This window comes from Scandinavium sp. (assembly GCF_036271055.1).
Classification (GTDB): domain Bacteria; phylum Pseudomonadota; class Gammaproteobacteria; order Enterobacterales; family Enterobacteriaceae; genus Scandinavium.
Window position 1 is genome coordinate 46,976 of sequence record NZ_DATBBJ010000074.1, and the last position, 25,309, is coordinate 72,284.

General features: G+C 52.4%; 26 protein-coding genes and 2 pseudogenes. 14 read left to right on the forward strand and 14 right to left on the reverse strand.

The features are described 5' to 3' along the window. Nucleotides 1–18 precede the first annotated feature (18 nt). Entirely contained in the window at nt 19–657 is a 639-nt protein-coding gene (locus VH187_RS16410) for a bifunctional 4-hydroxy-2-oxoglutarate aldolase/2-dehydro-3-deoxy-phosphogluconate aldolase (RefSeq protein ID WP_329702528.1), read from the forward strand. Nucleotides 658–744: 87 nt separating this feature from the next. Here VH187_RS16410 and purT read toward each other — a convergent pair whose 3' ends face one another. Then, nucleotides 745–1,923, reverse strand: coding sequence for a formate-dependent phosphoribosylglycinamide formyltransferase (purT, locus tag VH187_RS16415; protein ID WP_329702529.1), 1,179 nt, complete (start codon nt 1,921–1,923; stop codon nt 745–747). A 175-nt stretch (nt 1,924–2,098) separates the two neighbouring features. On the opposite strand from purT, the gene VH187_RS16420 reads away from it, so the two are divergent. Beyond that, entirely contained in the window at nt 2,099–2,752 is a 654-nt protein-coding gene (locus tag VH187_RS16420) for a tellurite resistance TerB family protein (RefSeq protein ID WP_329702530.1), read from the forward strand. An 80-nt stretch (nt 2,753–2,832) separates the two neighbouring features. Next, entirely contained in the window at nt 2,833–4,893 is a 2,061-nt protein-coding gene (gene ptrB / locus VH187_RS16425) for an oligopeptidase B (protein WP_329702553.1), read from the forward strand. On the opposite strand, the gene exoX is transcribed toward ptrB, so the two are convergent. The 3 genes from exoX to VH187_RS16440 all read right to left on the reverse strand — a co-directional run bounded on the left by exoX (nt 4,894) and on the right by VH187_RS16440 (nt 6,613). Further along, nucleotides 4,894–5,553, reverse strand: a complete 660-nt coding sequence (gene exoX, locus VH187_RS16430) for an exodeoxyribonuclease X (RefSeq protein ID WP_329702531.1) — start codon at nt 5,551–5,553, stop codon at nt 4,894–4,896. 28 nt (nt 5,554–5,581) lie between these two features. Continuing rightward, complete coding sequence (locus tag VH187_RS16435; RefSeq protein WP_329702532.1) at nt 5,582–6,274, reverse strand: carbon-nitrogen hydrolase family protein; 693 nt, start codon at nt 6,272–6,274, stop codon at nt 5,582–5,584. A gap of 108 nt (nt 6,275–6,382) precedes the next feature. After that, nucleotides 6,383–6,613, reverse strand: a complete 231-nt coding sequence (locus VH187_RS16440; RefSeq protein WP_329702533.1) for a DNA polymerase III subunit theta — start codon at nt 6,611–6,613, stop codon at nt 6,383–6,385. Nucleotides 6,614–6,752: 139 nt separating this feature from the next. On the opposite strand from VH187_RS16440, the gene yobA reads away from it, so the two are divergent. Genes yobA through VH187_RS16455 form a run of 3 tightly spaced genes read left to right on the forward strand, consistent with a single transcriptional unit; the run spans nt 6,753 to nt 8,354 of the window. After that, a complete protein-coding gene (gene yobA / locus VH187_RS16445; protein WP_329702554.1) occupies nt 6,753–7,127 on the forward strand; it encodes a CopC domain-containing protein YobA in 375 nt (124 codons plus the stop codon). Between the two features lie 2 nt (nt 7,128–7,129). Beyond that, on the forward strand, nt 7,130–7,999 hold the full coding sequence (copD, locus tag VH187_RS16450) for a copper homeostasis membrane protein CopD (RefSeq protein ID WP_329702534.1): 870 nt from the start codon (nt 7,130–7,132) through the stop codon (nt 7,997–7,999). A 16-nt stretch (nt 8,000–8,015) separates the two neighbouring features. Continuing rightward, complete coding sequence (locus VH187_RS16455; protein ID WP_329702535.1) at nt 8,016–8,354, forward strand: YebY family protein; 339 nt, start codon at nt 8,016–8,018, stop codon at nt 8,352–8,354. A 736-nt stretch (nt 8,355–9,090) separates the two neighbouring features. Here the strand turns inward: VH187_RS16455 and VH187_RS16460 are convergent. Together VH187_RS16460 and VH187_RS16465 are read right to left on the reverse strand one after the other, a co-directional pair. Beyond that, nucleotides 9,091–9,234 carry an Ecr family regulatory small membrane protein gene (locus tag VH187_RS16460; RefSeq protein WP_329702536.1) on the reverse strand — a complete coding sequence of 48 codons (144 nt, stop codon included), beginning with the start codon at nt 9,232–9,234 and terminating at the stop codon, nt 9,091–9,093. A 127-nt stretch (nt 9,235–9,361) separates the two neighbouring features. Then, a complete protein-coding gene (locus tag VH187_RS16465) occupies nt 9,362–10,312 on the reverse strand; it encodes a VirK/YbjX family protein (protein WP_329702537.1) in 951 nt (316 codons plus the stop codon). Nucleotides 10,313–10,476: 164 nt separating this feature from the next. Between VH187_RS16465 and pphA the strand changes: the two genes are divergently transcribed. Beyond that, on the forward strand, nt 10,477–11,121 hold the full coding sequence (pphA, locus tag VH187_RS16470) for a protein-serine/threonine phosphatase (protein WP_329702538.1): 645 nt from the start codon (nt 10,477–10,479) through the stop codon (nt 11,119–11,121). A gap of 12 nt (nt 11,122–11,133) precedes the next feature. On the opposite strand, the gene VH187_RS16475 is transcribed toward pphA, so the two are convergent. The 5 genes from VH187_RS16475 to yebS all read right to left on the reverse strand — a co-directional run bounded on the left by VH187_RS16475 (nt 11,134) and on the right by yebS (nt 17,163). After that, complete coding sequence (locus tag VH187_RS16475; protein ID WP_329702539.1) at nt 11,134–11,325, reverse strand: YdfD/YebW family protein; 192 nt, start codon at nt 11,323–11,325, stop codon at nt 11,134–11,136. A 93-nt stretch (nt 11,326–11,418) separates the two neighbouring features. Continuing rightward, entirely contained in the window at nt 11,419–11,658 is a 240-nt protein-coding gene (locus VH187_RS16480; protein WP_329702555.1) for a YebV family protein, read from the reverse strand. A gap of 115 nt (nt 11,659–11,773) precedes the next feature. Continuing rightward, nucleotides 11,774–13,198, reverse strand: a complete 1,425-nt coding sequence (gene rsmF, locus VH187_RS16485) for a 16S rRNA (cytosine(1407)-C(5))-methyltransferase RsmF (protein ID WP_329702540.1) — start codon at nt 13,196–13,198, stop codon at nt 11,774–11,776. A 76-nt stretch (nt 13,199–13,274) separates the two neighbouring features. Beyond that, on the reverse strand, nt 13,275–15,911 hold the full coding sequence (locus tag VH187_RS16490) for a PqiB family protein (RefSeq protein WP_329702541.1): 2,637 nt from the start codon (nt 15,909–15,911) through the stop codon (nt 13,275–13,277). After that, the gene (gene yebS, locus VH187_RS16495) at nt 15,880–17,163 is read right to left on the reverse strand and encodes a membrane integrity lipid transport subunit YebS (RefSeq protein WP_329702542.1); all 1,284 of its coding nucleotides are present in this window, start codon (nt 17,161–17,163) and stop codon (nt 15,880–15,882) included. Before yebS ends, VH187_RS16490 begins: the two co-directional genes overlap by 32 nt. A 143-nt stretch (nt 17,164–17,306) precedes the next feature. Between yebS and VH187_RS16500 the strand changes: the two are divergent. The 4 genes and pseudogenes from VH187_RS16500 to htpX all read left to right on the forward strand — a co-directional run bounded on the left by VH187_RS16500 (nt 17,307) and on the right by htpX (nt 21,734). Next, nucleotides 17,307–17,820 (forward strand): annotated as a pseudogene (locus VH187_RS16500) (GAF domain-containing protein). 81 nt (nt 17,821–17,901) lie between these two features. Next, nucleotides 17,902–18,594 carry an RNA chaperone ProQ gene (proQ, locus tag VH187_RS16505; RefSeq protein WP_329702543.1) on the forward strand — a complete coding sequence of 231 codons (693 nt, stop codon included), beginning with the start codon at nt 17,902–17,904 and terminating at the stop codon, nt 18,592–18,594. Nucleotides 18,595–18,613: 19 nt separating this feature from the next. Next, nucleotides 18,614–20,662, forward strand: a complete 2,049-nt coding sequence (gene prc / locus VH187_RS16510) for a carboxy terminal-processing peptidase (RefSeq protein WP_329702544.1) — start codon at nt 18,614–18,616, stop codon at nt 20,660–20,662. A 190-nt stretch (nt 20,663–20,852) separates the two neighbouring features. Beyond that, the gene (gene htpX / locus VH187_RS16515) at nt 20,853–21,734 is read left to right on the forward strand and encodes a protease HtpX (protein WP_329702545.1); all 882 of its coding nucleotides are present in this window, start codon (nt 20,853–20,855) and stop codon (nt 21,732–21,734) included. 64 nt (nt 21,735–21,798) lie between these two features. Here the strand turns inward: htpX and VH187_RS16520 are convergent, their stop codons facing one another. Further along, nucleotides 21,799–23,172, reverse strand: coding sequence for an MFS transporter (locus VH187_RS16520; protein WP_329702546.1), 1,374 nt, complete (start codon nt 23,170–23,172; stop codon nt 21,799–21,801). Between the two features lie 177 nt (nt 23,173–23,349). Between VH187_RS16520 and kdgR the strand changes: the two genes are divergently transcribed. Continuing rightward, nucleotides 23,350–24,141 (forward strand): DNA-binding transcriptional regulator KdgR, encoded by a 792-nt coding sequence (gene kdgR, locus VH187_RS16525; protein WP_329702547.1) that lies wholly within the window; start codon nt 23,350–23,352, stop codon nt 24,139–24,141. Between the two features lie 66 nt (nt 24,142–24,207). Here kdgR and VH187_RS16530 read toward each other — a convergent pair whose 3' ends face one another. Beyond that, on the reverse strand, nt 24,208–24,447 hold the full coding sequence (locus VH187_RS16530) for a YobH family protein (RefSeq protein ID WP_329702548.1): 240 nt from the start codon (nt 24,445–24,447) through the stop codon (nt 24,208–24,210). Between the two features lie 159 nt (nt 24,448–24,606). Here VH187_RS16530 and mgrB point away from each other — a divergent pair, with 159 nt between their 5' ends. Together mgrB and VH187_RS16540 are read left to right on the forward strand one after the other, a co-directional pair. Next, nucleotides 24,607–24,753: a PhoP/PhoQ regulatory lipoprotein MgrB gene (gene mgrB / locus VH187_RS16535; RefSeq protein ID WP_329702549.1), complete on the forward strand. Its 147-nt coding sequence runs from the start codon at nt 24,607–24,609 to the stop codon at nt 24,751–24,753. A gap of 72 nt (nt 24,754–24,825) precedes the next feature. After that, nucleotides 24,826–25,119 carry a YebO family protein gene (locus tag VH187_RS16540; RefSeq protein ID WP_329702550.1) on the forward strand — a complete coding sequence of 98 codons (294 nt, stop codon included), beginning with the start codon at nt 24,826–24,828 and terminating at the stop codon, nt 25,117–25,119. Here VH187_RS16540 and VH187_RS16545 read toward each other — a convergent pair. Further along, a pseudogene (locus VH187_RS16545) lies at nt 25,094–25,309 on the reverse strand (hypothetical protein); the annotation flags it as partial. The gene VH187_RS16540 and the pseudogene VH187_RS16545 sit on opposite strands and share 26 nt — an antisense overlap.

Consider the following 25,309-nt stretch of genomic DNA (forward strand, 5'->3'; position numbering starts at 1 on the left):
GCGAAGAGAAAAACTCTGATGAAAAACTGGAAAACAAGTGCAGAAGCTATCCTGACCAACGGCCCGGTTGTCCCGGTTATCGTGGTGAATAAACTGGAACACGCAGTGCCAATGGCGAAAGCGCTGGTTGCTGGTGGTGTACGCGTGCTGGAAGTGACCTTGCGTACTGCTTGCGCGATGGACGCGATTCGCGCTATTGCAAAAGAAGTCCCGGACGCGATCGTGGGTGCCGGCACCGTGACCAACGTGCAACAGCTGAAAGAAGTGACAGAAGCGGGCGCACAGTTTGCGATAAGCCCAGGTCTGACCGAGCCACTGCTGAAAGCGGCAACCGAAGGCACTATTCCATTGATCCCGGGTATCAGCACCGTGTCTGAACTGATGCTGGGCATGGACTACGGTCTGAAAGAATTCAAATTCTTCCCGGCAGAAGCCAACGGCGGCACCAAGGCGTTGCAGGCGATTGCTGGCCCGTTCGCGCATATTCGTTTCTGCCCAACTGGCGGCATCTCCCCGGCTAACTACCGTGATTACCTGGCGCTGAAAAGCGTGCTGTGTATCGGGGGTTCCTGGCTGGTTCCGGCGGATGCGCTGGAATCTGGTGATTACGACCATATCACCAAAATTGCTCGCGAAGCGGTAGAAGGCGCGAAGTAATTGACGTAGGTGCCTGATGGCGGCTTCGCCTTATCAGGCCAACAAACTGCGTAAGCCCGGTAAGTGTCAGCACCACCGGGCATTTTTTTATGCTTTAACCACGACGTTCTCTGCCGCCGTTTTCGCGCGCTTTACCGCTGTTTCAACCGTTTCAGCCACCGCCAGCGCCACACCAAGACGACGCGTTCCAGCGATATCCGGTTTGCCAAACAGGCGCAACTGGACGCCTGCACCCACCGCCCTTTCTACATTGCTAAAGCTAATGTTATTACTGGTTAACTGCGGCAGGATCACTGCCGAAGCCGAAGGGCCATACTGGCGAATCGCGCCAATCGGCAAACCGAGGAAAGCGCGCACGTGCAGCGCGAACTCAGAGAGATCCTGTGAGATAAGCGTTACCATGCCGGTGTCATGTGGACGCGGCGACACTTCGCTGAACACCACTTCGTCGCCGCAAATAAACAGTTCCACACCAAACAGGCCGTAGCCGCCAAGTGCCAATACCACTTTGCGGGCGATCTCTTCCGCGCGTTCAAGCGCGAGGGGACTCATCTGCTGCGGTTGCCAGGATTCACGATAGTCGCCATCTTCCTGACGATGACCGACCGGTGCGCAGAAATGTACGCCGTCAACGGCACTGACGGTCAGCAGGGTAATTTCAAAATCAAAGTTCACCACGCTTTCAACGATCACCCGCCCAGCGCCTGCGCGACCGCCTTGTTGCGCGTATTGCCAGGCGGCGGCCAGTTGCTCTTCATCGCGGATAAAACTCTGGCCTTTGCCGGAAGAACTCATGACCGGTTTTACAATGCACGGGAAGCCGATTTCCACCACCGCATTACGGAAACTTTGTTCGCTGTCGGCAAAACGGTAGGTCGAGGTGGGCAGGGAAAGTTCTTCTGCGGCCAGACGACGAATACCTTCGCGGTTCATGGTGAGTTTTGTCGCGCGAGCACAGGGAACCACATGTTGACCGGCTTGCTCTAATTCAATCAGCATATCGGTGGCGATGGCCTCAATTTCCGGCACGATAAAGTCGGGCTTTTCTTGTTCGACGAGTGCTTTCAGTGCCTGACCGTCGAGCATATTGATAACGTGGCTACGATGAGCAACGTGCATCGCCGGAGCATCAGCATAACGGTCGACGGCAACGACCTCGATACCCAGACGCTGGCATTCAATCGCCACTTCTTTACCCAGCTCGCCAGAGCCCAATAACATCACGCGAGTTGCCGCCGGACGCAGCGCGGTGCCTAGTACAGTCATAACCAAATCCCACAGTAAAAAAATTGACGGCAGTATATACGAAAACGTTTGCGTCTGTCTCGTGAGGCTCACAGGGCGTATCAGACGTCGTACTTTGCACATCTTTAGTCAGGCCAGACATTTCCTGACAGCGGCTCGCTTAGTCTGGGGTTTCACCACAGACAGTGAGGTCAACATGGCAAACTGGTTAAATCAACTTCAATCACTAATGGGACAAGCCTCCTCATCGACCAGGTCGTCGGGCGAGCAGGGGCTCAGTAAACTATTGGTGCCAGGTGCGCTTGGCGGGCTGGCAGGGCTTCTGGTCTCAAGTAAATCCTCGCGTAAGTTGCTGACAAAATATGGAACCGGTGCGTTGCTGGTCGGCGGTGGCGCGGTTGCCGGTACGGTTCTGTGGAACAAGTACAAAGACAAAATTCGTACCGCGCATCAGAACGAACCGCAGTATGGGGAGATAGCCAGCCCGATAGATGTGCGAACAGAACGCCTTATCCTGGCCCTCGTATTTGCGGCGAAAAGTGATGGGCATATTGATGACAAAGAGCGGGCAGCTATCGAGCAGCAACTGCAAGAGGCGGGGGTTGAAGCGCAGGGGCGGCAGCTGGTAGAGAAAGCCATCGCCCAACCGCTCGATCCCCAGTTGCTGGCGAAAGACGTACATAACGAGGAAGAAGCGCTGGAACTCTATTTCCTGAGCTGTGCCGCCATAGACATCGATCATTTCATGGAGCGTAGCTATCTGAAAGCATTGGGTGACGCGCTGAAGATCCCACAGGAAGTGCGCGAGGGCATCGAAGCGGATTTAAAGACGCAAAAACAGGCACTTTAACCACAATCTGGCATGTTTCGCTTGCATCGCTGTGTACATTTGCCACCCTTAGGGGAGGTAACTTGCAGAAGAACAACGACATGCCACCAAAAGCAAAACGTATTCCCCACGCCATGACGCTTCATGGCGATACCCGCATCGACAACTATGCCTGGCTGCGCGACGATGATCGTGCGCGGCCGGACGTGCTCGAGTACCTGAAACAGGAAAATGACTACGGCCACGACGTCATGTCCACGCAGCGTAGCCTGCAAGATAAAGTGCTGAAAGAGATTGTCGACCGCATCCCGCAGCGCGAAGTGTCTGCGCCGTACAGCAAGAATGGCTATCGCTATCGACAGGTTTACGAACCAGGCTGCGAATACGCCGTCTATCAGCGCCAGTCGGTGCAGAAAGACGAATGGAACGAGTGGGAATTGCTGCTCGATGGCAATCAGCGTGCCGCGCGTAGCGAGTTTTATACGCTCGGTGGCCTGGGGGTATCGCCCGATAATACGCTGATGGCGCTGACGGAGGATTATCTGTCACGTCGTCAGTATGGCCTTCGTATCCGCAATCTTGAAAACGATAACTGGTATCCTGAGACGCTGGAAAACGTTGAGCCGGGGTTTGTCTGGGGTAACGATTCACAAACGCTGTATTACGTGCGTAAACATCCCACTACGCTGCTGCCTTATCAGGTCTGGCGTCATACCGTCGGGATGTCTGTCACCGCCGATGAACTGGTGTATGAAGAGAAAGACGACACCTTTTACGTAGGACTGCACAAAACCAGTTCAAAACATTACGTGATTATTCATGTCGCCAGCGCCACCACCAGTGAAGTGTATCTGCTGGATGCTGAGCTGCCGGACGCACAGCCGCTCTGTTTCTTGCCTAGACGTAAAGATCACGAATATAGCCTCGATCACTTCCAGCATAATTTCTATTTGCGCTCTAATCGCGAGGGTAAAAACTTCGGGCTGTACCGTTCGCCTGTGCGCGATGAAAGCCGCTGGGAAACGCTGATCCCGCCGCGTAATGAAGTGATGCTCGAAGGCTTTACGCTGTTCACCGACTGGCTGGTGGTGGAAGAGCGCCAACATGGCCTGACAAGTTTGCGGCAAATCAACCGTAAAACGCGGGAGTCCATCGGCATCGCTTTTGATGATCCTGCGTATGTGACCTGGCTTGCCTACAACCCTGAACCCGACACATCGCGCCTGCGTTACGGCTATTCGTCGATGACCACTCCGGACACTCTGTTCGAGCTGAATATGGATACCGGCGAACGCACCGTGCTCAAACAGCAGGAGGTGAAGGGGTTTGATGCCAGTCTGTATCGCAGCGAACATTTGTGGGTCAAAGCGCGTGATGGCGTAGAGGTTCCGGTATCGTTGGTCTATCACCGTGAACATTTCCGCAAAGGCAATAACCCACTGCTGGTTTACGGCTACGGCTCCTACGGCGCAAGTATGGATGCGGATTTCAGCAGCAGTCGCCTGAGCCTGCTCGACCGCGGTTTCGTCTTTGCTATTGCCCATGTGCGCGGCGGCGGAGAACTTGGTCAGCAGTGGTATGAGGACGGAAAATTCCTGTTCAAAAACAATACCTTCAATGACTATCTCGATGTTTGCGATGCGCTACTGGCACAGGGTTACGGTAGTCCGTCACTCTGTTATGGTATGGGCGGCAGCGCGGGCGGGATGCTTATGGGGGCGGTTATTAATCTGCGCCCGGAGCTGTTCCACGGTGTAATTGCCCAAGTGCCGTTTGTCGATGTTGTGACGACGATGCTGGATGAGTCGATTCCGCTGACCACAGGTGAGTTTGAAGAGTGGGGCAATCCGCAAGATCCCGAGTATTACCACTATATCAAAGGCTACAGCCCGTATGACAACGTGGAGAAAAAAGCCTATCCGCATCTGTTGGTGACGACCGGTTTGCATGATTCACAAGTGCAATATTGGGAACCGGCAAAGTGGGTAGCGAAACTGCGGGAGTTAAAAACAGACGATAACCTGCTGCTGCTTTGCACCGATATGGATTCCGGTCATGGCGGTAAATCTGGACGCTTTAAAAGTTACGAAGGTGTGGCGCTGGAATACACATTCCTGATTGCGCTGGCCCAGAACACATTGCCGGGCCAGGCACCTCGATAACTATTCTCCGAGCCAGTGCTTGAGTGTTAAGCGCAGTTCCGGGCTCATTGAATTGAGGTTATTGAACAGCCAGCGGAGGTAGCCGGGATCTTTCTCGGCCACTTCTGAGACCGGTTTACCGCGGTATTTACCAAAGGTGAAGGTCGTCATCAACGCCGGGCGGCCAGTAATGTCAGCCATTTGATCGGCGGTCCAGCCCGACACATCCATAATATCAATCAACAACGCAGCCGTGATATAGCAGTCATACAGCGCACGGTGATGATGCAGGCCCGGCGGGGTGGTGACATTGAGTTTTCGGGAGTTATACAGCGCCATATTGCTGTATTTGATACCAGGCCACAGACGTCGGGCGAGCTTCATGGTGCAAATCCACTCCCCGTTCATTTCAGGTAGCACGCGGCGATCAAAACTGGCGTTATGCGCGACATACCAGGTGCTGCCCTGATAATACGGCACCACCTCTTCAATCCACGGTTTGTCGGCGACCATCTCTTCGGTAATACGATGGATGGCCATCGCATGCGGGCTTATCGGTCTGTCCGGGCGAACGAGATGGCTCATGGGATTGGTTATCTTGCCGTCAACAATGTCTACCGAGGCGATTTCCACCACGCCTCCCTGTAAATCGCAAGTTTCCGTATCGATAACGCGTAACATGATGCTCTCCCGGCTAAAAAGAGGCAGGTTATGCGCCGCAGCGGCTTTCGTCAATGGTGCAAAGACTTTCTCGCAGCGGAATAATGTCGCCTTCCCAGCCGTTTGCGTATTTGCGCCCGGTTAACAGCAGGTCTCCATTGTCGGCGCGAACGATCAGTTGCCCGTTTTCATCCCACAGTGCGCTGCCGCCCGCATAATTGGATTTCAACACCGCGATAGCATATCTATGTGCCAGGCGCTGGAGCTGCTGCACGGATTGTTGTTGCTGAAATTCGCAGGTGCTGGTGCCGGTTGCCAAAAGAGAGGCAAAAGGATCGAGTTCGCTACCTGATGCATCGGGTGCCAGAACGCTGACATGCCGGGCCAGAGGTGACAGACAGATTCCCTGGCCTTGATGCAGGGTGAGTGGTGCCGCGACGCCAGGGATAAAAATAGCGACGCCTTTACTGCGTTCGCTGTCCATTTCTACGGGTAATCCGGCAACGATAGTCATGCCATGACGCGCGGCCGCATAGCTCAGAGGATGCAGCAATTCTTCATCAGGCGGTGGAGGGAGTGGGGCGCTGGTCTCGGGACCGGTCAATGACATTTCCGGGAATACGAGGAGCTGACAGGCCAATTTTGAGGCCGCTTCGATAAAACGTAAATGGTGGGCAATATTTTCCGCAACGCTCCTGTTGCGGGCTGTGTACTGTGCAGCAGCGATCGTCCATGCAGGCATAGTGGCTTCCTTTACACTTTTCCAGACTCAGCATCCCTGAGTCAGTCGTCAGAATAGTCTCAGGATTGTAGCAGGGCTAATGTAAGGAAGTGTAACAGCCGGTAATTCTTACTTCGGTTTTGGTTCGTAAGGCAGACGGGATAAATTGACTGAGGCCAGACGGTGCGCAATTAATCGCTCGCGAAACCAATCGCGCAGATGTGCAGGCTGCTCGCGTTCCACCACTTCTGCCACGATCGGCATATTGTAGCGCTCTTTAAATGCGACGCCAGCGGCGGCTAAATCGACATTAACTTTGTCCATCTCATCCTGGGGGAGAGTGGCCAGATTGATGTTCATCTTGGGCTCCTTCTGTTGACGGGGCAGAAAGTACTAAGAGCGCCGCGAAATAGCAAGACTAACCCGCGGTGAATCTCGACGTAAACATGATACAGAGTTATTCTCTCCCTCAGATATATAACGAAAGGGAATGAAGAAAATGAACCGTATCGCCTCACGCGCGCTGCGCACCGGAGTTTTCCTGACCTGTGTTTTAACCACCTCCGCGGCGTTTGCTCATGCGCACCTGAAACATCAATACCCCGCCGCTGATGCGCAGGTAACGGCAGCTCCGCAGGCGCTCACGCTGAATTTCTCCGAAGGTATTGAAGTGAAATTCAGTGGCGTAACGCTGACGGGCCCTCAGGAGGCAAACATTCCTGTCGGCGCGGTGAAACTCAATGAGAAAGATAACACCCAACTGATTGCCCCCATTGAACAGTCGCTCAAACCTGGCGATTACACCGTTGACTGGCACGTGGTGTCGGTAGACGGACACAAAACCAAAGGCCAGTACCACTTCAGCGTGAAATAATCGTGCTGACATCACTATACGTTGGGGTCAGATGCTTGCATTTTATTGCGGTGATGCTGGCCTTCGGTCTGGTACTGTACGGCGCGTGGTGGGCAACTCCTCAGCTTCGTCGCCTGATGATGCAGCGCTTTTTGCCCGTACTGCGTGTGGCACTGCTGGTTAATGCGGTTTCAGCCACGTTGATTTTAATGTTGCAGGGTGGCCTGATGGGCAACGGCTGGCATGACGTTTTCCAGCCTGATGTCTGGCTTGCCGTCGTAGGTACGCGCTTTGGCAGTGTCTGGCTGTGGCAGATTCTGCTGACGTGGATTGCGCTGGTGGTCGCTTGCATCAAGCCACATCGGCTCGCTTCGCTGGTCCTCATTCTTTGTATCGCGCAATTTCTGCTCATGGCGGGTGTCGGTCATGCGGCGATGCGTGAGGGCATCATCGGTGTCTTACAGCGGATGAATCACGCCGTTCACCTGTTATGTGCCGGTGCCTGGTTTGGCGGACTCCTGCCATTTTTGTATTGTCTGCGGCTGGCGAAGGGGCAATGGCGCACTTCGGCCATCAATACCATGATGCGCTATTCACGTTACGGGCATCTTGCCGTGGCAGGCGTGGTGCTGAGTGGCATCGCCAATGCATGGCTGATTCAGGGGCAACTGGTGACCGCATCAGCATATGGCACTTTGTTATTAGTGAAATGTGCGCTCGTGGCGCTGATGGTGGTAATCGCGTTGGTGAACAGGTATGTTCTGGTGCCGAGGATGGCGACAGACCGGCAGCGCACTCAGACGCTGTTTCTGCGAACCACTCAGGCAGAAATGATTTTAGGGGTTCTGGTCATCGCGGCAGTCAGTCTGTTCGCGACCTGGGAACCGTTCTGAATAAAGTGGCTAAAAGATGAAAAAATTCGTTTTATCAATGTTGTTATTGGCAACATCTGGAACTGCTCTGGCAGCACCGCAAATTATTACCGTCAGCCGATTTGAAGTTGGCAAAGCGCAGTGGGCATTTAACCGCGAAGAAGTGATGCTCACTTGCCGTCCGGGTCATGCGTTGTACGCGATAAACCCCAGCACTCTGGTGCAGTATCCACTGAATGCGGTGGCTGAACAGGAAGTGAAAGAGGGTAAAACCAACGCCCAACCGATCTCCGTTATTCAGGTCGACGATCCGGCTCATGCAGGTCAAAAAATGAGTCTGGAACCGTTTATCACGCGCGCAGAGAAACTGTGCTGAGCGAAGCGATAACCTCTTGACCGACAATAAAAAACCGCAAGATTTTCTGACGAAAGCTTGCGGTTTTTGTTTTTTGTGACACGTTGCTCACGGTTTTTTTCTGACCACTTTTGTCGCGGACTGGAAAACCTGGCACGGTCATCTATTCTTAAAGGGCAAGGCGACTTTAGCCTGCATTAATGCCAACTTTTAGCGCACGGCTCTCTCCCAAGAGCCATTTCCCTGGACCGAATACAGGAATCGTATTCGGTCTCTTTTTATCTGTAATTCACATCAATGACTTACAGCGCCATTCCCGAAAATTCCCCACACTTTCGTGACTGACCTGAGTTCTTTTATATCACATCAAAGTCACTCTTAACATTTTTTTTACACTAAAGTGTGCCGCGATTTAGGCGAAATTTTGACGCCTTTATTGACACTCTGAATGGGGAAAAAAGCAGAAAAAAGGCAAAAAAAATCCCCTTCACTTCGCAGGGTAAAGGGGAAAAGCTTGCAATGAATATTATATTTCGGACTTACTTTTTGCGGCTTTACAGGGATATGCAGCGCCGCGAGGTTTGGTCTGAAAGTTGCGCGTCCAGGAATGGAGTCAATCAGACCTGAAACGTAGGTCAATGAGTGCTCACGCAGAATCACTCGTTGTCATAAGTTTCATGAATAATGGTATTGATCCACGCGCTTGGGTTCAAATGACAACTTGTTTATTTTTGAATACACGGCGTGAGAAAGGGCGTTATTGGGGCGTGACAATATCCGGGTAGAGCAGGGTTTCAAGATAGCTGACGAAGATCCAGATTTGGTTGCTGAAGATAAACCAGAAGCCAATAATCAGCACCAAAACAACAAGGATTATCAGCGTAATTTCAGTTTTGCTCATAGCAACAGGATACCGCAAGCGAGGCATGACAGGAGTATTATGATGATAGCGAAACATCATGGCCTCGTGCAACGGCTATGCGCGATGGCCTCTGCCAGATGACCAGCAGATGCCAAAACCGATTGGATCAAATGGAGGGGAATAGCGTGTTGAATTGTGCCGCCATGTCATCCAGCAGCGCGAAACGACGGCGGTACTCTGCACGTTTTTTACTGGCAATATCTTCCAGCGATTTGCGTTCCTGTTGCAGGGGCAACTGCCAGCGGAATTCGTTTATTTTGACGCCTTCAATGGATGCCCAAAATTCATCATAACTGGCATGGAAATGGCGGCCTTTGCTGAAACGGTAGCGCAGCGCGCGGAAGACATGTCCGTTATCACTGACGCCAGACAATGTGGTTATGCCACATTGCATTGCCATTAATCCAAAGCATTCAATCAGGATCCGCTTAGGGAATAATCCGTAGCAGGCGCGAGTGGCGTGCTTAATGGCGTCACGGGATACCTCACGACGAGGACCTTGCAAACCGCCAATGATAAGTTCCCAACCCTCTTTGCCACGGGCAATGCTGAAAGTCGTACTGGCAAGCACTGTGTTGTCTGCGTTGCAGAACCAGAGCGTGCTTTCCCCTTCGCGCTCAGCTTTGTGCGCGCAGGAGGCGTAAAGCGTAAATTGCGCACCGTCTTTACCTTCGAAAGCCAGAAGTTCTGTGGCTTTTGTTGCTGTCAGGGCGCTGGCAAGCCGGGGGTTTTTAAGTGAATCAATAAACTGATAATGGCTAACGATAGCGCTGGCGCGTTGAGTCGATGAAAGCCCACGCGCAAGATATTGTCGATGCGTTTTGCTTGGCAATGTTGTCTGAGCATTCAGCAGTTTTTTAAAATCAGCCCGCTGGCTCAGCGTGTCCAGCATCAGACGAGTTGAACGATAAAAAAGTATCGTGCGCAGCAAAAACTTCAACCGATAGTCCGCCTTTTTCCAGATCGGTGCCGGGGATAATCGTCCGCTGACCAGATCGGAAATAATATGGGTTTGTGGGGGAAGTGTTTGCTCAGAATACAGGGTGTTGTCCGACACGATAATAACCTCATCATTTCTATGAGACTATTTTAACGGTCGCCGTGGATAAAATTAACGCATCGGGCGGCTTTATTCCCTGTCTGTTTAGCCTTGATTGAAGTTGTGGGAAAATACCAGCCAGAGCCATGCATCTTCTATACTCAATATACGAGGATGAAATTATGTATCAGAGAATCGATGGTAATCAATGGCGACATATATGGCTCATCGGCGATCTGCATGGTTGCTTTAATGCATTGATGTCTGAGCTAAAAAAACAAAAATTTAATCCCTATCAGGATCTCCTTATCTCAGTTGGCGACCTGATTGACCGTGGACCTGACAGCCTGAAATGCCTCGAACTTATCCATCAACCCTGGTTTTTGGCTATTCGCGGTAACCATGAACAAATGGCAATGGATGCGCTTGAACATCAGCAGTTGTCGCTGTGGGAATTGAACGGAGGAGAATGGTTTGAGCATTGTTCTGCAAATCAACAAGCCACGGCGCTGAGCTTACTCCGTGAATGTAACCAGCTGCCCTATATCATTGAAGTGGATACGGATTCAGGCATTCATGTTATTGCTCATGCAGATTACCCAGCGAAGCATTATCAATGGTTACAGGAAGTGGACTGGCATCGGGTGCTGTGGGACAGGCAGCGTCTGAGTGATCATTTGGCTGGTCATCACACCGACATCGACGGGGCGGATCACTTCTGGTTTGGGCATACGCCACTGAAACACCGCTACGATGCTCTGAATCAGCACTATATCGATACCGGGGCGGTGTTCGGCGGTGAACTTACGTTGGTCCAGCTTCAGTGATGCACTTCATTTTTAGAGATCGCTGTACGCCTGAGCCGGGCGCCAAAAACCATCAATAAAATCTTCGACAGGGAAGCAGCCGCCATGGCGTATACGCTGATCGTCCATGGCGTGTATGCATTGTGGCTCGGTGTTATACACCTCCACTACGAGGTCTTCGCAGCCGCCGTCGAGATAACAGATAAACAGAACCAGAGCGAACATCGCGTCCTCACACTCATGAATCATGTCTTAAGTGTAAGAGAGATAAGCGAAAGGGGAAATAATTAACCCGCCGAAGGGCGGGTTCCTTTTGAGTCAGGCAAGGCGCATGACCCAGGCGTCGGACTTACTGTCGTAATGTTTGCGGTAGAGGACGGAGTGTTCGCCATCGAGAATGGCAGGAACGCTGGTTTCGGCATCCCATGCATCAAGCTGCATGCATAAATCAGGATCGGATTTACAGGGAATGCTTAACGTTCGCTCCCCTTGCTGCTCGCCATGCAGCTCGCCGTCATCAATTTCGAAGGCGCCTATGCGTACATTGGTTTTGGTCATCATGCTCTCCCGTTGTCTGCGTCTTTTGTGGTACGACCAGTTAGGTCTTCCCATTTTTCAGCCTAGACAACGGCGAGCATTTTGCCAGTCAGAACGTGCTTATTTTTGCGTGCCGTTAGGCCTTGCCGGAGAACAGTTTTCCGTCACGAACCAACTCTCGAGGGTAACTGTTCTTCAGGCGTGTTCCGACTTTTTTTGCCAGTCCTAGCGGATGCCCTTGAAAGGTCACAATAACATCGTCACGCGTCGGCGGTGTTTCTGGCCACACGTCCCGACCGCGATACCACTCTTCGGCTTCATTCGGCGTCAGTTCGAAGCGCGAACTTTTTTCGCCCGCGAGTGCGACCACCGCTTCATGCTGCCAGCGAAAACCTTTATTAAATGTCTCGGCGAGGCGAATGCCGATACGTGAAAAGCGCACTTTGCCCAACAGGGGTTCTATTTCAGACGGGAACAACCAAATTTCTTTATCGCGTTGCCAGAGGTTAAGGTTATCGCCCCAATGCAAACCGACGGCTTCTGCGGCCTGAACAACCGCCTGAGACTCGCGGGTTTTCATCGGCGCGAAGGGGAATTTGCCCACTTTGTAGCCGGGAGCAGGAAGGGCATCAATGGCGGCAGTCTTTTTCAGGCGCGCAACGAAGAAACCTTCACAATCGTAAATCTGTGGGAAGACATGCAGATAGCCTTCTGGCGTGAGTGCCAATTTTGCGCCGTCAAAAAGGGAATCGAGCGGGGTGATTTCTACCGCTTGCGGGTACTGCGCCAGCAGCCAGTCCAGTACTTCTTCGTTTTCTTCACGGTTCAACGTGCAAGTGGAATACACCAGCGCGCCGCCTGGGCGTAAAGCATGGAACGCGCTGTCGATAAGCTCGCGCTGAGTCTGGGCAATCTCACGGTTGCTTTCGGCTGACCAGTTTTTCAGTGCATCAGGATCTTTGCGTACCACGCCTTCACCGGAGCAGGGCGCATCGAGCAGAATGGCGTCAAAACATTCCGGAAGTGCGGCACCAAAAACGCGGCCGTCAAAATGAGTGAGGGCCACATTGCTGATGCCGCAGCGGCTGATATTGGCATGCAAAACTTTGACGCGACTGGCGGAAAATTCGTTGGCTAAAATCGCCCCTTCGTTGCCCATTCGTGCAGCCATTTGGGTCGTTTTGGAACCTGGTGCTGCGGCGACGTCCATCACTCGCTGTGGCTGATTGTTATCGGCAAACAGCGCGGTGACGGGCAACATGGAGCTCGCTTCCTGAATATAAAACAGGCCACTTAAATGTTCGGCGGTGCTGCCTAGCGGCACGGCGTCTTCCTCTTCGCGTTCGATCCAGAACCCTTCTTTGCACCACGGTACGGGCGTCAGTTGCCAGCCATAAGGCGCAACCAGTTGCAGAAAGTCCGGGACCGAGATTTTAAGCGTATTGACGCGAATACTGCGGCGCAGTGGGCGCTGGCAGGCGGCGATGAAATCGTCGAAAGAGAGATGGCCCGGCATTGCCGCACGCATCACATCAAGAAAGGAGTCAGGAAGATAAGCCACTAAACGCACCAGATTCATAAACGGGTGCGCAGTTTAACACAGCGACTCCGGCTTCTTACACCGGAGTCGCTCAGGTTTAGCGTGGGAGAGCGGTTCCCCAGTCACGCCACTCTTTCGGTTCAGTATCCTGCAACAGGAAATGCTTGCCGGTTTGTGCTTTAGGCGCGAGCGGTGTGCCCGGCGGCGTGGCGAACGCGATACCGCCGCGAATGAATTGATTGAACGTCCCGGTTTTAATCACACCACCGATAATACCGAAATCGAGGTTATAGCCGGACGCCAGCCAGAACACCGAGTTATTGCGCACCAGATGTTGATAACGCTGGCTGATACGCAACGCCACCATCACGCGATCGGACAGTGAACCCAGTTGCAGGCCCGTGACGGTGCCGACTTCAATTCCACGGAACAGGACCGGTGTGCCAATACTCAACGACCCGGCTTCTGGCGCTTCGACGATAATGCTCAAGCCGTCGAGATAACGTGAGTCGGTGATAGTGGCTTCCTGTAGCTCAAAGTCACGGCGAGCACTGCCTCCACGACCCTGTTCTACGTTGATATACGGTTGCAGGATGGTGTCCAGATGTTCAACACCCGCGGCCGAAATCTGCGGCGTTACCACCGAGAAACGGGTTCCATTTCGAGCGAATTTTTTCACATATTCTGGGTAGAGTACGGCTTTCGCCTGCACTTCGTTTTTCTCGGTGATGAGTTCGAGCGACTGAACCTGGCCGATATCAATTCCCAGGTAACGAATCGGCATGCCTGCCGCCAGTTTCCCGGCGTCGAACGCGTGCAGCATGATTTGTCCGCCCACTGCGCGAGCCGCTGTTTCCGACGGATAAAGAATACGTTTATCGCCTTTACGTGCGCCAGCACCCGCTCCGCTCAGATTATCGAAACTGATAGCACCGCGCAGCGCACGCGAAAGAGGGGAGGCCTGTATCGTCAGACCACTGCCGTTCAGTTGCACTTTGGCGCCACCTTCGGCCCAGAAAACGCTGTTTTGCGTCAGCAACTGGCGGTATTCAGGTTTGATGTGCAGTTCAATATCAAACGCGTTAGCACGTGGGCGCACGGTGATCACTTGCCCAACTTCAAATTTACGGTACAGCACCACTGAACCCGCCTGCACATCAGGCAGCGTATCAGCGCTGAGTGTCAGCGTTGTCGTTGGCAGATCGCCCAGACTGTTTTCCAGGGCTTTTTCCAGATTGGCAAACAGAGGGTAATCCTGCTTCATCGGGCCTTTTTCGCCCGGCAAAACACGGATCCCACCGCTTATCCATTCGCTGGCGCTGGCACCAAGGAATTCAATTCCGTCGAGGCCAACTTTGACGTCGACGCGGCTGTTCACCACGAATTTGCTGTCGCCATGAACAAGGGAACGATATTGCGGATCAATGGCGACAGAGAACGAGACACCTTTGCCGGTAAGTGTGCGTTCCAGAACCTGACCAATTTTGATGCCGTGCAGGATAATCGGCTGTCCGGCCTCAACGCCATACGAATCCGGCGCGCTTAACGTGAGTGTGGCGACGCCCGGCTCCTGGAGCAGCGTTTTGTCAGCAGGGACCACGACGAAATGGTTACGCGGCTGGCCTTCACCGGGCACCAGTTCAAACGTGCTACCGGTGAGCAGAGCGCTGAGATTGGTGTTTTCCAGTGACAGTTTCGGATTACGCAGTTCGATACGGGTTTTATCGCGCAGCAGATTTACCACGCCTGGATCCACGGTCATTTCACCAGAAACCGCACCGCCCGGGTTGAGGTCCAGCTTGGTAAGCTGCCCAACTTCCAGCCCCTGATACATCAGCGCCGTCGAGCCTGCTTTCAGACCGTTACCGTCCGGTAAGTCGAGTTTGACGATGACCCCGCGCTGGCTATGGGCCAGATCGGCGTACAGACCGAATTCATCATTCTGATCGGCGGCTTTTGAGTTTTCAGGCGAGTCAAAAGCGATGGCGCCGTTGACCAGCGCGGCCAGGCTTTCGAGTTGCACTTTCGCACCACTCAGGCTGACGTCAGCTTTGATACCCGAAACGTTCCAGAAGCGGCTGCCTTTTTTCACTAAGTTAGTGAAGCGGCGGTCGATCAGGATATCAATGGTGACGCCTTGTTTGTTGGTGTTGATGGCGTAATCGTAGACCCGTCCAACAGGGATTTTTCGGAAATAAACCAGTGAACCGCTGTTGAGCGAGCCTAAATCCGGCGCGTGCAGGTGGATCATCAATTCGCCGTTGTTGAGCCGATATTTCGGCTGCGTATCCAACGCCGAGAAGTGATCTTTTTTCTCACCTTTGCCGGGCATCATGCCGATGTAGTTGCCGCCGACCAGGGCGTCCAGACCGGACACACCCGCCAGAGAGGCTTTTGGCGTGACGAGCCAGAACTGCGTTTTTTCACGCAGCGCATCCTTCATATCGCCCTTGATGCTGGCTTTCACCTCAATGCGATTGAGATTTTTCGCGAGGCTGATTTCCTGAACAGTACCCACTTCGACACCTTGATAACGCACAGGTGTACGTCCAGGGACGATGCCATCCGCAGAGATGAAATCGATGGTCACGGTGGTGCCGCGATCTTCGACACTGTTCCAGATGAGCCAGCCCGCAATCAGCAGCGCGATAACCGGCAGCAGCCAGAAAGGGGAAATACGGCGTTTTGTTTTAATTCTCGCTTCAGTCGGTGAAGCGGGCGTTTCCTGACTCATGTGCATCCCAAAGTAAGCGGCTGTCCAGCCATTCAACAGCAAGAATAGTCAATATTACCGCAGCACCGAAATAAAACGCAGCGGGTCCCATCGTAAAAGCAAGGAGCTGATCGCGATTGATAAGCGACATCATCAGCGAGATGACGAACAAATCAAGCATCGACCAGCGGCCAATCCAGGTGACGAAGCGCAGCAACCGAATTCGGGTTCTGAGCCCTTGTTCGCATTTAAAATGAATCGACACCAGCAGAGCAACCAGCACCAGCACTTTCGTAAACGGTACCAAAATACTGGCGATAAAGACCACTGCGGCTATGGGAATATTGCTATTCGCGAGCGACATAATGCCGGACAGGATAGTGTCTTCCTGACGCGCACCATTCACATAGATAATGGAAATCGGCAGAAGGTTCGCCGGAATGAGAAGAATGATTGAAGCAATCAGCGCCGCCCAGCTTTTTTGCAGACTCAGCGCACGTCGGTGACGCAACGGAATATGACAGCGGCGGCATCGCCCACGGGCGTCAGAGAATCCTGTGTGATGACAACCGAGACAAACCTGCAAACCCGGATCGGGACGCTGGGCAGGGCGATGCGGGTAAAAGCGGTCCCACAGCTGTTCCACGTTCAGATGGATAAGCGTGAGGATACTCAGCAACACCAAAGAGATAAATGCGACAAGGCCGATACCCGGCTGGAGAAACGCATAATCCTGAACCTTGATAGAGGCCACCCCGATCCCGACCAGGTAGATATCAAGCATCACCCACTCTTTGAGTCGTTCAAGCATCAACAGGACGGGGCGTAAATTCATGCCGAGAATATTACCAAGCCATAAATAGGCGATGGCAATGACCAGCACCAGAGGGGCACCGACGCTACAGAACAACACCATCGCCGCAGGGATGGGGTCGCCCTGACCGGTCATCTGCCAAATGCCTTGCAGCAGGTTGGCATCAATACGGACGCCAAGCAGATGCAGACGTAACAGCGGCTCGCTCCACGCAAAGGGCATCAGCAGCATCATCGTAACCGCCATCGCCGCGAGGCGAGTCAGCGACCAGTCGCGGCCATCACGAATTTTTGCATCACAGCGAGGGCAGTATGCGCTTTGCGATGCTTTCACCACCGGCAGGCTAAATAGCGTGTCGCATTGTGGACAGCGATGATATTCCGGGGGCGCCAACGGTTGGCTAATCGTATGAACGGTGATCTTTTTGCCCGGCGAAATTTTAGAAGCTCTTAGTGCCATTTATTCGCTTTTGAAATGAATGTATAACTCTATCTTAACCTATGAAGCGATTCATCTTGAGCCTAAGCGCATTTAATGCTTATTTTATTAGGCTATGCGTCGGCGATGACCGGCTTTGAAGACTTACAATAAGCGATTGAATAATGAGCAAATCAGAGTTTTACGCGGATCTTAACCGCGATTTTCAGGCATTAATGGCAGGTGAAACCAGTTTTTTAGCCACACTCTCTAATACCAGCGCATTGCTGTTTGAGCGTCTGGCTGATGTTAACTGGGCAGGTTTTTATCTCCTTGAAGGCGATACGCTGGTTTTAGCCCCATTCCAGGGGAAAATTGCCTGCGTTCGTATTCCGGTAGGTCGAGGCGTTTGTGGCACAGCTGTGTCGCAAAATCGTGTGCAGCGCGTAGAAGATGTGCATGCTTTTGATGGGCACATTGCGTGTGATGCCGCTAGCAACTCCGAAATAGTATTTCCACTCGTGGTAAACGGAAAAATTATTGGCGTTCTGGATATCGACAGCCCGGCGTATTCCCGCTTCACATCTGAAGATGAGCAAGGGTTGCAGGAGCTGGTTGGCCACCTCGAACAACTGCTTGCGGCAACCGATTATCATAAATTCTTTCAGCCTGTCGCAGGATAATCAACGGATAACGTAGCATTTACCGATGACGTCATTATAATGACGCCTGTTCATGCCCGCGGTATGTTGGCTACGTCCGTTGTAATCAGGAAATTTCATGGAAAATCAACCTAAGTTGAATAGCAGTAAAGAAGTTATCGCATTTTTGGCCGAACGATTCCCTCAGTGTTTCAGCGCTGAAGGTGAGGCGCGCCCACTGAAAATTGGTATTTTTCAGGATCTGGTGACGCGTGTTGAAGGTGAAATGAACCTCAGCAAAACCCAGCTTCGTTCCGCTTTACGTCTTTATACTTCCAGCTGGCGCTACCTGTACGGCATCAAAGCGGGCGCAACCCGTGTCGATCTCGACGGTAACCCATGCGGCGAGCTGGATGAGCAGCATGTGTCTCACGCGCGTCAACAGCTTGAAGAAGCGAAGGCCCGTGTACAGGCACAGCGTGCGGAGCAGCAGGCGAAAAAACGTGAAGCCGCCATTGCTGCGGGTGAGCCTGTCGATGCGCCGCGCCGTGAGCGCAAACCGCGTCCGGCTGCACCACGCAAAGATTCTGGCGATCGTAAGCCACGCCCTGCGGCTAAGCCGGCTGCCGCGAAAGCGCCAAGCCCGGAACGCGAAGAGCGTCATACCCCGGTCTCAAACATCTCTGAGCTGAGCGTAGGTCAGTCTCTGAAGGTGAAAGCGGGTAACAACGCAATGGACGCCACTGTACTGGAAATCACGAAAGATGGCGTTCGTGTACAGCTGACTTCTGGTATGTCAATGATTGTACGTGCAGAACATTTAGTGTTCTGAAACGGAGGCCGGGCCTGGCATGAACAAACTTTTTAAGGTCACCGCGCTCGCTGGCATGCTGTTAATGGCAGGCCAGTCGTTCGCCGTGGACGATATTACCCGTGCTGACCAGATTCCTGTCCTTAAGGAAGAAGCGCAGCACGCGACGGTAAGCGAGCGTGTGACGTCTCGCTTTACCCGCTCTCATTATCGCCAGTTCGATCTCGACAATGCGTTCTCGGCGAAAATCTTCGACCGCTATCTCGATCAACTGGACTACAGCCATAACGTGCTGCTGGCCAGTGATGTTTCCCTGTATGATTCGCGTAAATCGCAGGTCGGCGACGAACTTCGCAGCGGCCAACTGGATGTTTTCTACGATCTTTTCAATCTGGCGCAAAAACGCCGTTTTGAGCGTTATCAATACGCGCTCAAAGTGCTTGAGCGTCCGATGGATTTCACCGGCAGCGATACCTTCAACCTTGACCGCCGCAAAGCGCCGTGGGCAAAGGATGAAGCCGAGCTGAATGCGTTGTGGGATGGCAAAGTCAAATATGACGAGCTGAGCCTCAAGCTTGCCGGTAAAAACGATAAAGAAATTCGCGAAACCCTGACCCGTCGCTATAAGTTCGCTATTCGCCGTTTGGCTCAGACCAACAGCGAAGATGTCTTCTCCCTGGCGATGACGGCGTTCGCGCACGAAATTGACCCGCATACCAACTATCTCTCCCCGCGTAACACCGAGCAGTTCAACACCGAAATGAGCCTTTCTCTGGAAGGTATCGGTGCGGTGCTGCAAATGGACGAAGACTACACCGTGATCAATTCCATGGTGGCAGGCGGCCCAGCGGCGAAGAGCAAAGCGATTAGCGTTGGCGATCGTATTGTGGGTGTCGGTCAGACCGGCAAAGGCATGGTTGATGTCATCGGCTGGCGTCTTGATGACGTCGTGGCGCTGATTAAAGGACCGAAGGGCAGCAAAGTGCGCCTTGAAATCCTGCCTGCTGGTAAAGGCACCAAAACCCGCATCGTTACGCTGACGCGTGAGCGCATTCGTCTCGAAGACCGCGCAGTGAAAATGTCGGTGAAAAATGTCGGCAAAGAAAAAGTCGGCGTGTTGGATATCCCAGGTTTCTATGTAGGCCTCACTGATGATGTGAAGGTTCAACTGCAGAAACTGGAAAAACAGAATGTCACCAGCATCGTTATCGATTTACGTAGCAATGGTGGCGGTGCATTAACAGAAGCGGTCTCGCTTTCTGGTCTGTTTATCCCATCTGGCCCGGCAGTGCAGGTGCGTGATAACAACGGCAAAGTGCGTCAGGATAGCGACACAGACGGCGTTGTTTATTACAAAGGCCCACTGGTGGTGCTGGTTGACCGCTTTAGTGCTTCGGCATCTGAAATCTTCGCCGCGGCGATGCAAGACTATGGCCGTGCGCTGATTGTCGGGGAACCGACCTTTGGTAAGGGCACCGTGCAGCAGTACCGTTCGCTGAACCGCATCTACGATCAGATGCTGCGTCCGGAATGGCCAGCGCTGGGTTCTGTGCAGTACACCATTCAGAAGTTCTACCGCATTAATGGCGGCAGTACCCAACGTAAAGGTGTGACGCCAGACATCATGATGCCTACGGGCAGTGAAGAAACGGAAACCGGCGAGAAGTTTGAAGATAACGCTCTGCCGTGGGACAGCATCAGTGCTGCCACTTACGACAAAACTGGCGATCTGACACCGTTTGGTCCTGAGTTGCTGAAAATGCATAGCGACCGTATCGCGAAGGATCCTGAGTTCCAGTACATCGTCAAAGATATTGCACGTTTCAACGCGCTGAAAGAACGCCGCAATATTGCCTCTCTGAATTACGCACAGCGTGAGAAAGAGAATGAGGAAGATGACGCAACGCGTCTGGCGCGGATTAACGATCGCTATAAGCGAGAAGGTAAGCCACCGCTGAAAAAACTCGACGATTTGCCGAAGGATTATCAGGAACCCGATCCGTATCTGGACGAGACTGTCCATATCGCTAATGACCTGGCGAGTATGGAAAAAGATAAGCCGTCGGCGATGCAAGCCGCGAGCAAATAACCCCCAATAGGCACAAGAAATTGTGCCTGTTTTTTTACCTGCTTAACCCCTCCGTCAGTCTGATACAACATAATGTAAAGTTGTGTCTTTCTCGTGACTTAGCGACCCTGGATAGTTGAAAATCTTCGTAAGACCCATACGATATGGGTAATCGCATAGTGCGTTTTGTTACAACGAGGTTAGAGAAATTATGATGCGAATCGCGCTTTTCCTGATGACCAACCTGGCAGTCATGGTGGTGTTTGGGCTGGTGCTCAGTCTGACAGGAATTCAGTCAAGCAGCATGACAGGCCTGCTGATTATGGCGCTGCTTTTCGGTTTTGGTGGCTCGATAGTGTCACTGATGATGTCGAAATGGATGGCGCTGAAATCCGTAGGCGGTGAGGTCATTGAACAGCCGCGCAACGAAACCGAGCGCTGGCTGATGAATATTGTCGCTCAGCAATCTCGTCAGGCGGGTATTGCGATGCCGCAGGTTGCCGTGTATCACGCACCGGATATCAACGCCTTTGCTACTGGCGCGCGCCGTGATGCGTCGCTGGTTGCCGTGAGCACGGGCCTGTTGCAGAACATGAGCCGTGACGAAGCTGAAGCGGTTATCGCTCACGAAATCAGCCACATTGCCAACGGCGATATGGTCACCATGACTCTGATTCAGGGCGTAGTGAACACCTTTGTTATCTTCATTTCGCGAGTGATTGCACAGATTGCTGCCGGGTTCCTGGGTGGCAACCGTGATGAAGGTGAAAGTAGCAACGGCAACCCGTTGATCTACTTTGCTGTGGCGACGGTTCTGGAACTGGTGTTCGGTATTCTCGCCAGCATCATCACCATGTGGTTCTCTCGTCATCGTGAGTTCCACGCCGATGCCGGGTCTGCCAAATTGGTTGGCCGCGAGAAAATGATTGCGGCGCTACAGCGCCTGAAAACCAGCTACGAACCGCAGGAAGCGAGTAGCATGATGGCGTTTTGTATCAACGGTAAAGCGAAGTCCATGAGCGAACTGTTCATGACGCACCCGCCGTTGGACAAGCGTATCGAAGCGCTGCGTACCGGCGAGTATTTGAAATAACGAATTCACAGCACTACATCCAATGCAAAGCGCCTCTTTCGAGGCGCTTTTTTTACGTCGAGATTCAGCACACGGCGCGGGGCTGAGTAACGCGAAGACCGCTGATAATCGCCGCGATAACAGCCAGGGTTCCGGCCAATAAAAGTGAGGTGTGGGTGCCATGCGTTCCGAAAAGATTGAAAAGCAATGCAACCAGTGCCGCGCCGGTACTTTGCCCCAACAGACGGGCGGTGCCTAACATGCCACTCGCTCCGCCACTACGATTACGCGGCGCAGACGACACAATGGTGTGATTGTTCGGTGACTGAAACAGACCAAAACCAGCACCGCACAGCATCATGCGCCACACAATATCGAGGTCGTGCGGTGAGGTGGGCAGGAGCGCCAGCGCAAAGAGCCCGCAGGCCATCACCGCTAACCCGATAGCGCCGAGGAATCCAGCGTGGACTTTTTCGATAAGATACCCGGCAAGTGGCGCCATCACCATTGTCGCCAGCGGCCACGGCGTTAACAACAGTCCAGTTTCGACTTCACTGCGCCCCATCATTGATTGCAGGAAGAAGGGCAGGGAAACCATTGCCAACATCTGCGCGCAGAAGGAGCAAATAGAAGTACATATCGATAGCGAAAACAGAGGGATACGCAGCAGATCGACAGGCAACAACGGGACTGGCAGCGTCAACTGGCGACGAACAAAAAAGAAGCCAATAATCAGCATTGCTACGACTTCGCCCAATACCAGGTTCAGCGATTGCCCTTGAGCAAAGCTGCTGAGTGCTGTTATCAGCAAACCAAACGTTAAAGCGTTCATCACGGCGCTTGGCAAATCAAAACGCGAGGCCTGACTGCGAGCGCCATTTGGCGGCAGAAAACGCATCGCCAGAACAAAGGCGACAATCCCCAGCGGAATGTTAATCAGGAACAGCCATTGCCACGACGCGACAGACAAAATCGCGGCGGCGATGGTTGGCCCGGCAGCCGACGAGACGGCAACAATAAATGAGTTGATTCCCATGCCGCGTCCGAGAAAACGTTGCGGATAAATCAGGCGTATCAGCGCAGTGTTAACGCTCATGAGTGCTGCACCGCCCAACCCTTGCGCCACACGAGCCAGCGTCAACATCTCCAGCGAATGAGAAAGCGCGCAAATCAGAGAGGTACAGGTAAATACCACCAGGCCGCATTTATAGACTCGACGATAGCCGAACATATCGCCGAGAAACGCCAGCGTCAGCAGCGAGATAACAATCGCAATTTGATAGGCGTTGACGATCCAGATAGAGGCGGCGGGGGAGGCATTTAAATCAGTGGCAATGGTTGGCAGAGCGACGTTGGCGATAGCACCGTCGAGAACGGCCATCGAAATACCAAGCACAATCGTCAGAATGGCACCGTAGCGTTGCGGCAATGGCAAACCATCGGGGGCTGTTTTTTCCATGTGAAAAATAGGTCTTTAATGAAATCATTATGCAGGTAATGATTTTAGCATTGATTATTCAGCAGTATGTCGCAGATTTGTAACGAAGTTGCAGAAGAGTGATTGCAGCGGACGGCGCGTGAAATTATAATAAAAAACAGTTCTGAATTTTATAAAACAGTCGCGATGAGGTGATAAATGGCAGTTGCAGATTTGGATAAACAGCCAGACTCTGTCTCTTCGGTGTTGAAGGTTTTTGGTATTCTGCAGGCGCTTGGCGAAGAGCGTGAAATCGGAATTACTGAGTTATCACAGCGCGTGATGATGTCGAAAAGTACAGTTTATCGCTTTTTGCAGACCATGAAATCGTTGGGCTATGTGGCGCAGGAAGGTGAGTCAGAAAAATATTCTCTGACGCTGAAGCTGTTCGAGCTGGGTGCCCGTTCGCTGCAAAACGTTGATCTTATTCGTAGCGCAGACATCCAGATGCGTGAGCTTTCTCGTTTGACGAAAGAGACCATTCACCTTGGCGCACTGGACGAAGACAGCATTGTCTACATCCACAAAATTGATTCGATGTATAACCTGCGCATGTATTCGCGAATTGGCCGCCGTAATCCGCTGTATAGCACCGCTATCGGTAAAGTGCTGCTGGCGTGGCGTGACCGCGAAGAAGTGAAACAGATCCTCGAACACGTTGAATACAAACGCAGCACTGACCGGACTATCGCGGATACTGAAGAATTGCTGCCGTTGCTGGATCAGGTGCGCGAACAAGGTTATGGCGAAGATAACGAAGAGCAGGAAGAAGGGCTGCGCTGTATCGGCGTCCCGGTCTTTGATCGTTTCGGTGTGGTCATCGCAGGGCTAAGTATCTCTTTCCCGACACTGCGTTTTTCCGAAGAGCGTCTGCACGAGTACGTCAGCATGCTCCATACAGCAGCGCGGAAAATTTCAGAGCAAATGGGTTATAACGATTATCCATTCTGATAATTTTTTGGAAAGTAGACATAAAAAACGCCGCTTATCGCGGCGTTTTCCGTTTCTGCGTAATGATTATCCGTTATCGACAACCGTCTTGCTTTTACGCAGCAGAGGGCAGTCGGTCATGCCGATGATCCCACTATCGGTATGCACATATTGTGCTGTGCTTGTGCCACGCGCGGTCATGTATTTACATTGCAGACCCAGCCCGCCCACATTTTCAGTGCTACCGATGAGCACGCCATAGCCGGTTAAGAGAAGGCCAATCCAAAGAATTGCCAGTACAATAATTGTACGAATCGTGAAACGCATCGTTTGCCTCGTTATTGTTTCTTCCTGACGACTAGATTAGTTTGTTCACGCGCTGAAACAAGTCGATGATTCTTAAATTGCGCTGACATCGTTACAGTTAGCCTCGGTTTAAGGTTAGCGTGCTAATCTGTCAATAATTAAGGTTATCCGGAGAGCGGAGTGAAAAAGTTACGGTGGACCATCCTGATTGTTATCCTTCTGATTGCCTGTCTTTTGCTGTGGACTCAGATGATTAACGTGTTGTGCGATCAGGATGTGCAGTTTTTCAGTGGTATTTGCACCATCAATAAATTCATTCCCTGGTAAGCTTTTTTAGCATAGGACATTTCCTTCCTCAGGCCGAGTGGTAGAATGATGGCTCCAATTTGAGGTGGTGAAATGGTTGATTTAATGAATTCCGGAATGGTAAATCTGGCTTCACTGGCAGTGTCTCTGCTGGTGCTGGTCATTGGGTTGGTGCTTTGGTTTTTCGTCAACCGTGCCAGTTCGCGTGCGAACGAACAGATAGAACTTCTGGAAGCGCTGCTGGATCAGCAAAAACGTCAGAACGCACTTTTGCGTCGTCTTTGTGAAGCAAATGAACCGGAAAAGGAAGAGCCGGTGAAACCTGTAGAACAAGCTCAGGCGCAGGAAGGTGATGATGATTTTATCCGTCTGGTGGCGGAACGCTGATTAGCATGTCCCGGTGGCCATTCACACAGACTGCCGGGATCTTCGCTTTTGAGACTGTAATTAAAATTGTGTAATTGCCTGTTTTTGATATGTTCACTCCACTCACGGAGACAGGCAAATTATGGACGAAAAGAAACTTAAAGCTCTTGCGGCTGAACTGGCTAAAGGCATTAAAACCGAAGCCGATCTC

What these genes read in the sequence shown, in the direction of transcription:
- htpX (WP_329702545.1), top strand. Translation starts at nt 20,853, where the DNA reads ATGATGCGAATCGCGCTTTTCCTGATGACCAACCTGGCAGTCATGGTG.
- exoX (WP_329702531.1), bottom strand. Translation starts at nt 5,553, where the DNA reads ATGTTACGCGTTATCGATACGGAAACTTGCGATTTACAGGGAGGCGTG.
- yobA (WP_329702554.1), top strand. Translation starts at nt 6,753, where the DNA reads ATGAACCGTATCGCCTCACGCGCGCTGCGCACCGGAGTTTTCCTGACC.
- VH187_RS16475 (WP_329702539.1), bottom strand. Translation starts at nt 11,325, where the DNA reads ATGTTCGCTCTGGTTCTGTTTATCTGTTATCTCGACGGCGGCTGCGAA.
- VH187_RS16480 (WP_329702555.1), bottom strand. Translation starts at nt 11,658, where the DNA reads ATGACCAAAACCAATGTACGCATAGGCGCCTTCGAAATTGATGACGGC.
- pphA (WP_329702538.1), top strand. Translation starts at nt 10,477, where the DNA reads ATGTATCAGAGAATCGATGGTAATCAATGGCGACATATATGGCTCATC.
- purT (WP_329702529.1), bottom strand. Translation starts at nt 1,923, where the DNA reads ATGACTGTACTAGGCACCGCGCTGCGTCCGGCGGCAACTCGCGTGATG.
- VH187_RS16490 (WP_329702541.1), bottom strand. Translation starts at nt 15,911, where the DNA reads ATGAGTCAGGAAACGCCCGCTTCACCGACTGAAGCGAGAATTAAAACA.
- prc (WP_329702544.1), top strand. Translation starts at nt 18,614, where the DNA reads ATGAACAAACTTTTTAAGGTCACCGCGCTCGCTGGCATGCTGTTAATG.
- VH187_RS16420 (WP_329702530.1), top strand. Translation starts at nt 2,099, where the DNA reads ATGGCAAACTGGTTAAATCAACTTCAATCACTAATGGGACAAGCCTCC.
- VH187_RS16440 (WP_329702533.1), bottom strand. Translation starts at nt 6,613, where the DNA reads ATGAACATCAATCTGGCCACTCTCCCCCAGGATGAGATGGACAAAGTT.
- yebS (WP_329702542.1), bottom strand. Translation starts at nt 17,163, where the DNA reads ATGGCACTAAGAGCTTCTAAAATTTCGCCGGGCAAAAAGATCACCGTT.
- VH187_RS16410 (WP_329702528.1), top strand. Translation starts at nt 19, where the DNA reads ATGAAAAACTGGAAAACAAGTGCAGAAGCTATCCTGACCAACGGCCCG.
- VH187_RS16520 (WP_329702546.1), bottom strand. Translation starts at nt 23,172, where the DNA reads ATGGAAAAAACAGCCCCCGATGGTTTGCCATTGCCGCAACGCTACGGT.
- kdgR (WP_329702547.1), top strand. Translation starts at nt 23,350, where the DNA reads ATGGCAGTTGCAGATTTGGATAAACAGCCAGACTCTGTCTCTTCGGTG.
- VH187_RS16540 (WP_329702550.1), top strand. Translation starts at nt 24,826, where the DNA reads ATGGTTGATTTAATGAATTCCGGAATGGTAAATCTGGCTTCACTGGCA.
- VH187_RS16455 (WP_329702535.1), top strand. Translation starts at nt 8,016, where the DNA reads ATGAAAAAATTCGTTTTATCAATGTTGTTATTGGCAACATCTGGAACT.
- VH187_RS16530 (WP_329702548.1), bottom strand. Translation starts at nt 24,447, where the DNA reads ATGCGTTTCACGATTCGTACAATTATTGTACTGGCAATTCTTTGGATT.
- VH187_RS16460 (WP_329702536.1), bottom strand. Translation starts at nt 9,234, where the DNA reads ATGAGCAAAACTGAAATTACGCTGATAATCCTTGTTGTTTTGGTGCTG.
- ptrB (WP_329702553.1), top strand. Translation starts at nt 2,833, where the DNA reads ATGCCACCAAAAGCAAAACGTATTCCCCACGCCATGACGCTTCATGGC.
- VH187_RS16435 (WP_329702532.1), bottom strand. Translation starts at nt 6,274, where the DNA reads ATGCCTGCATGGACGATCGCTGCTGCACAGTACACAGCCCGCAACAGG.
- proQ (WP_329702543.1), top strand. Translation starts at nt 17,902, where the DNA reads ATGGAAAATCAACCTAAGTTGAATAGCAGTAAAGAAGTTATCGCATTT.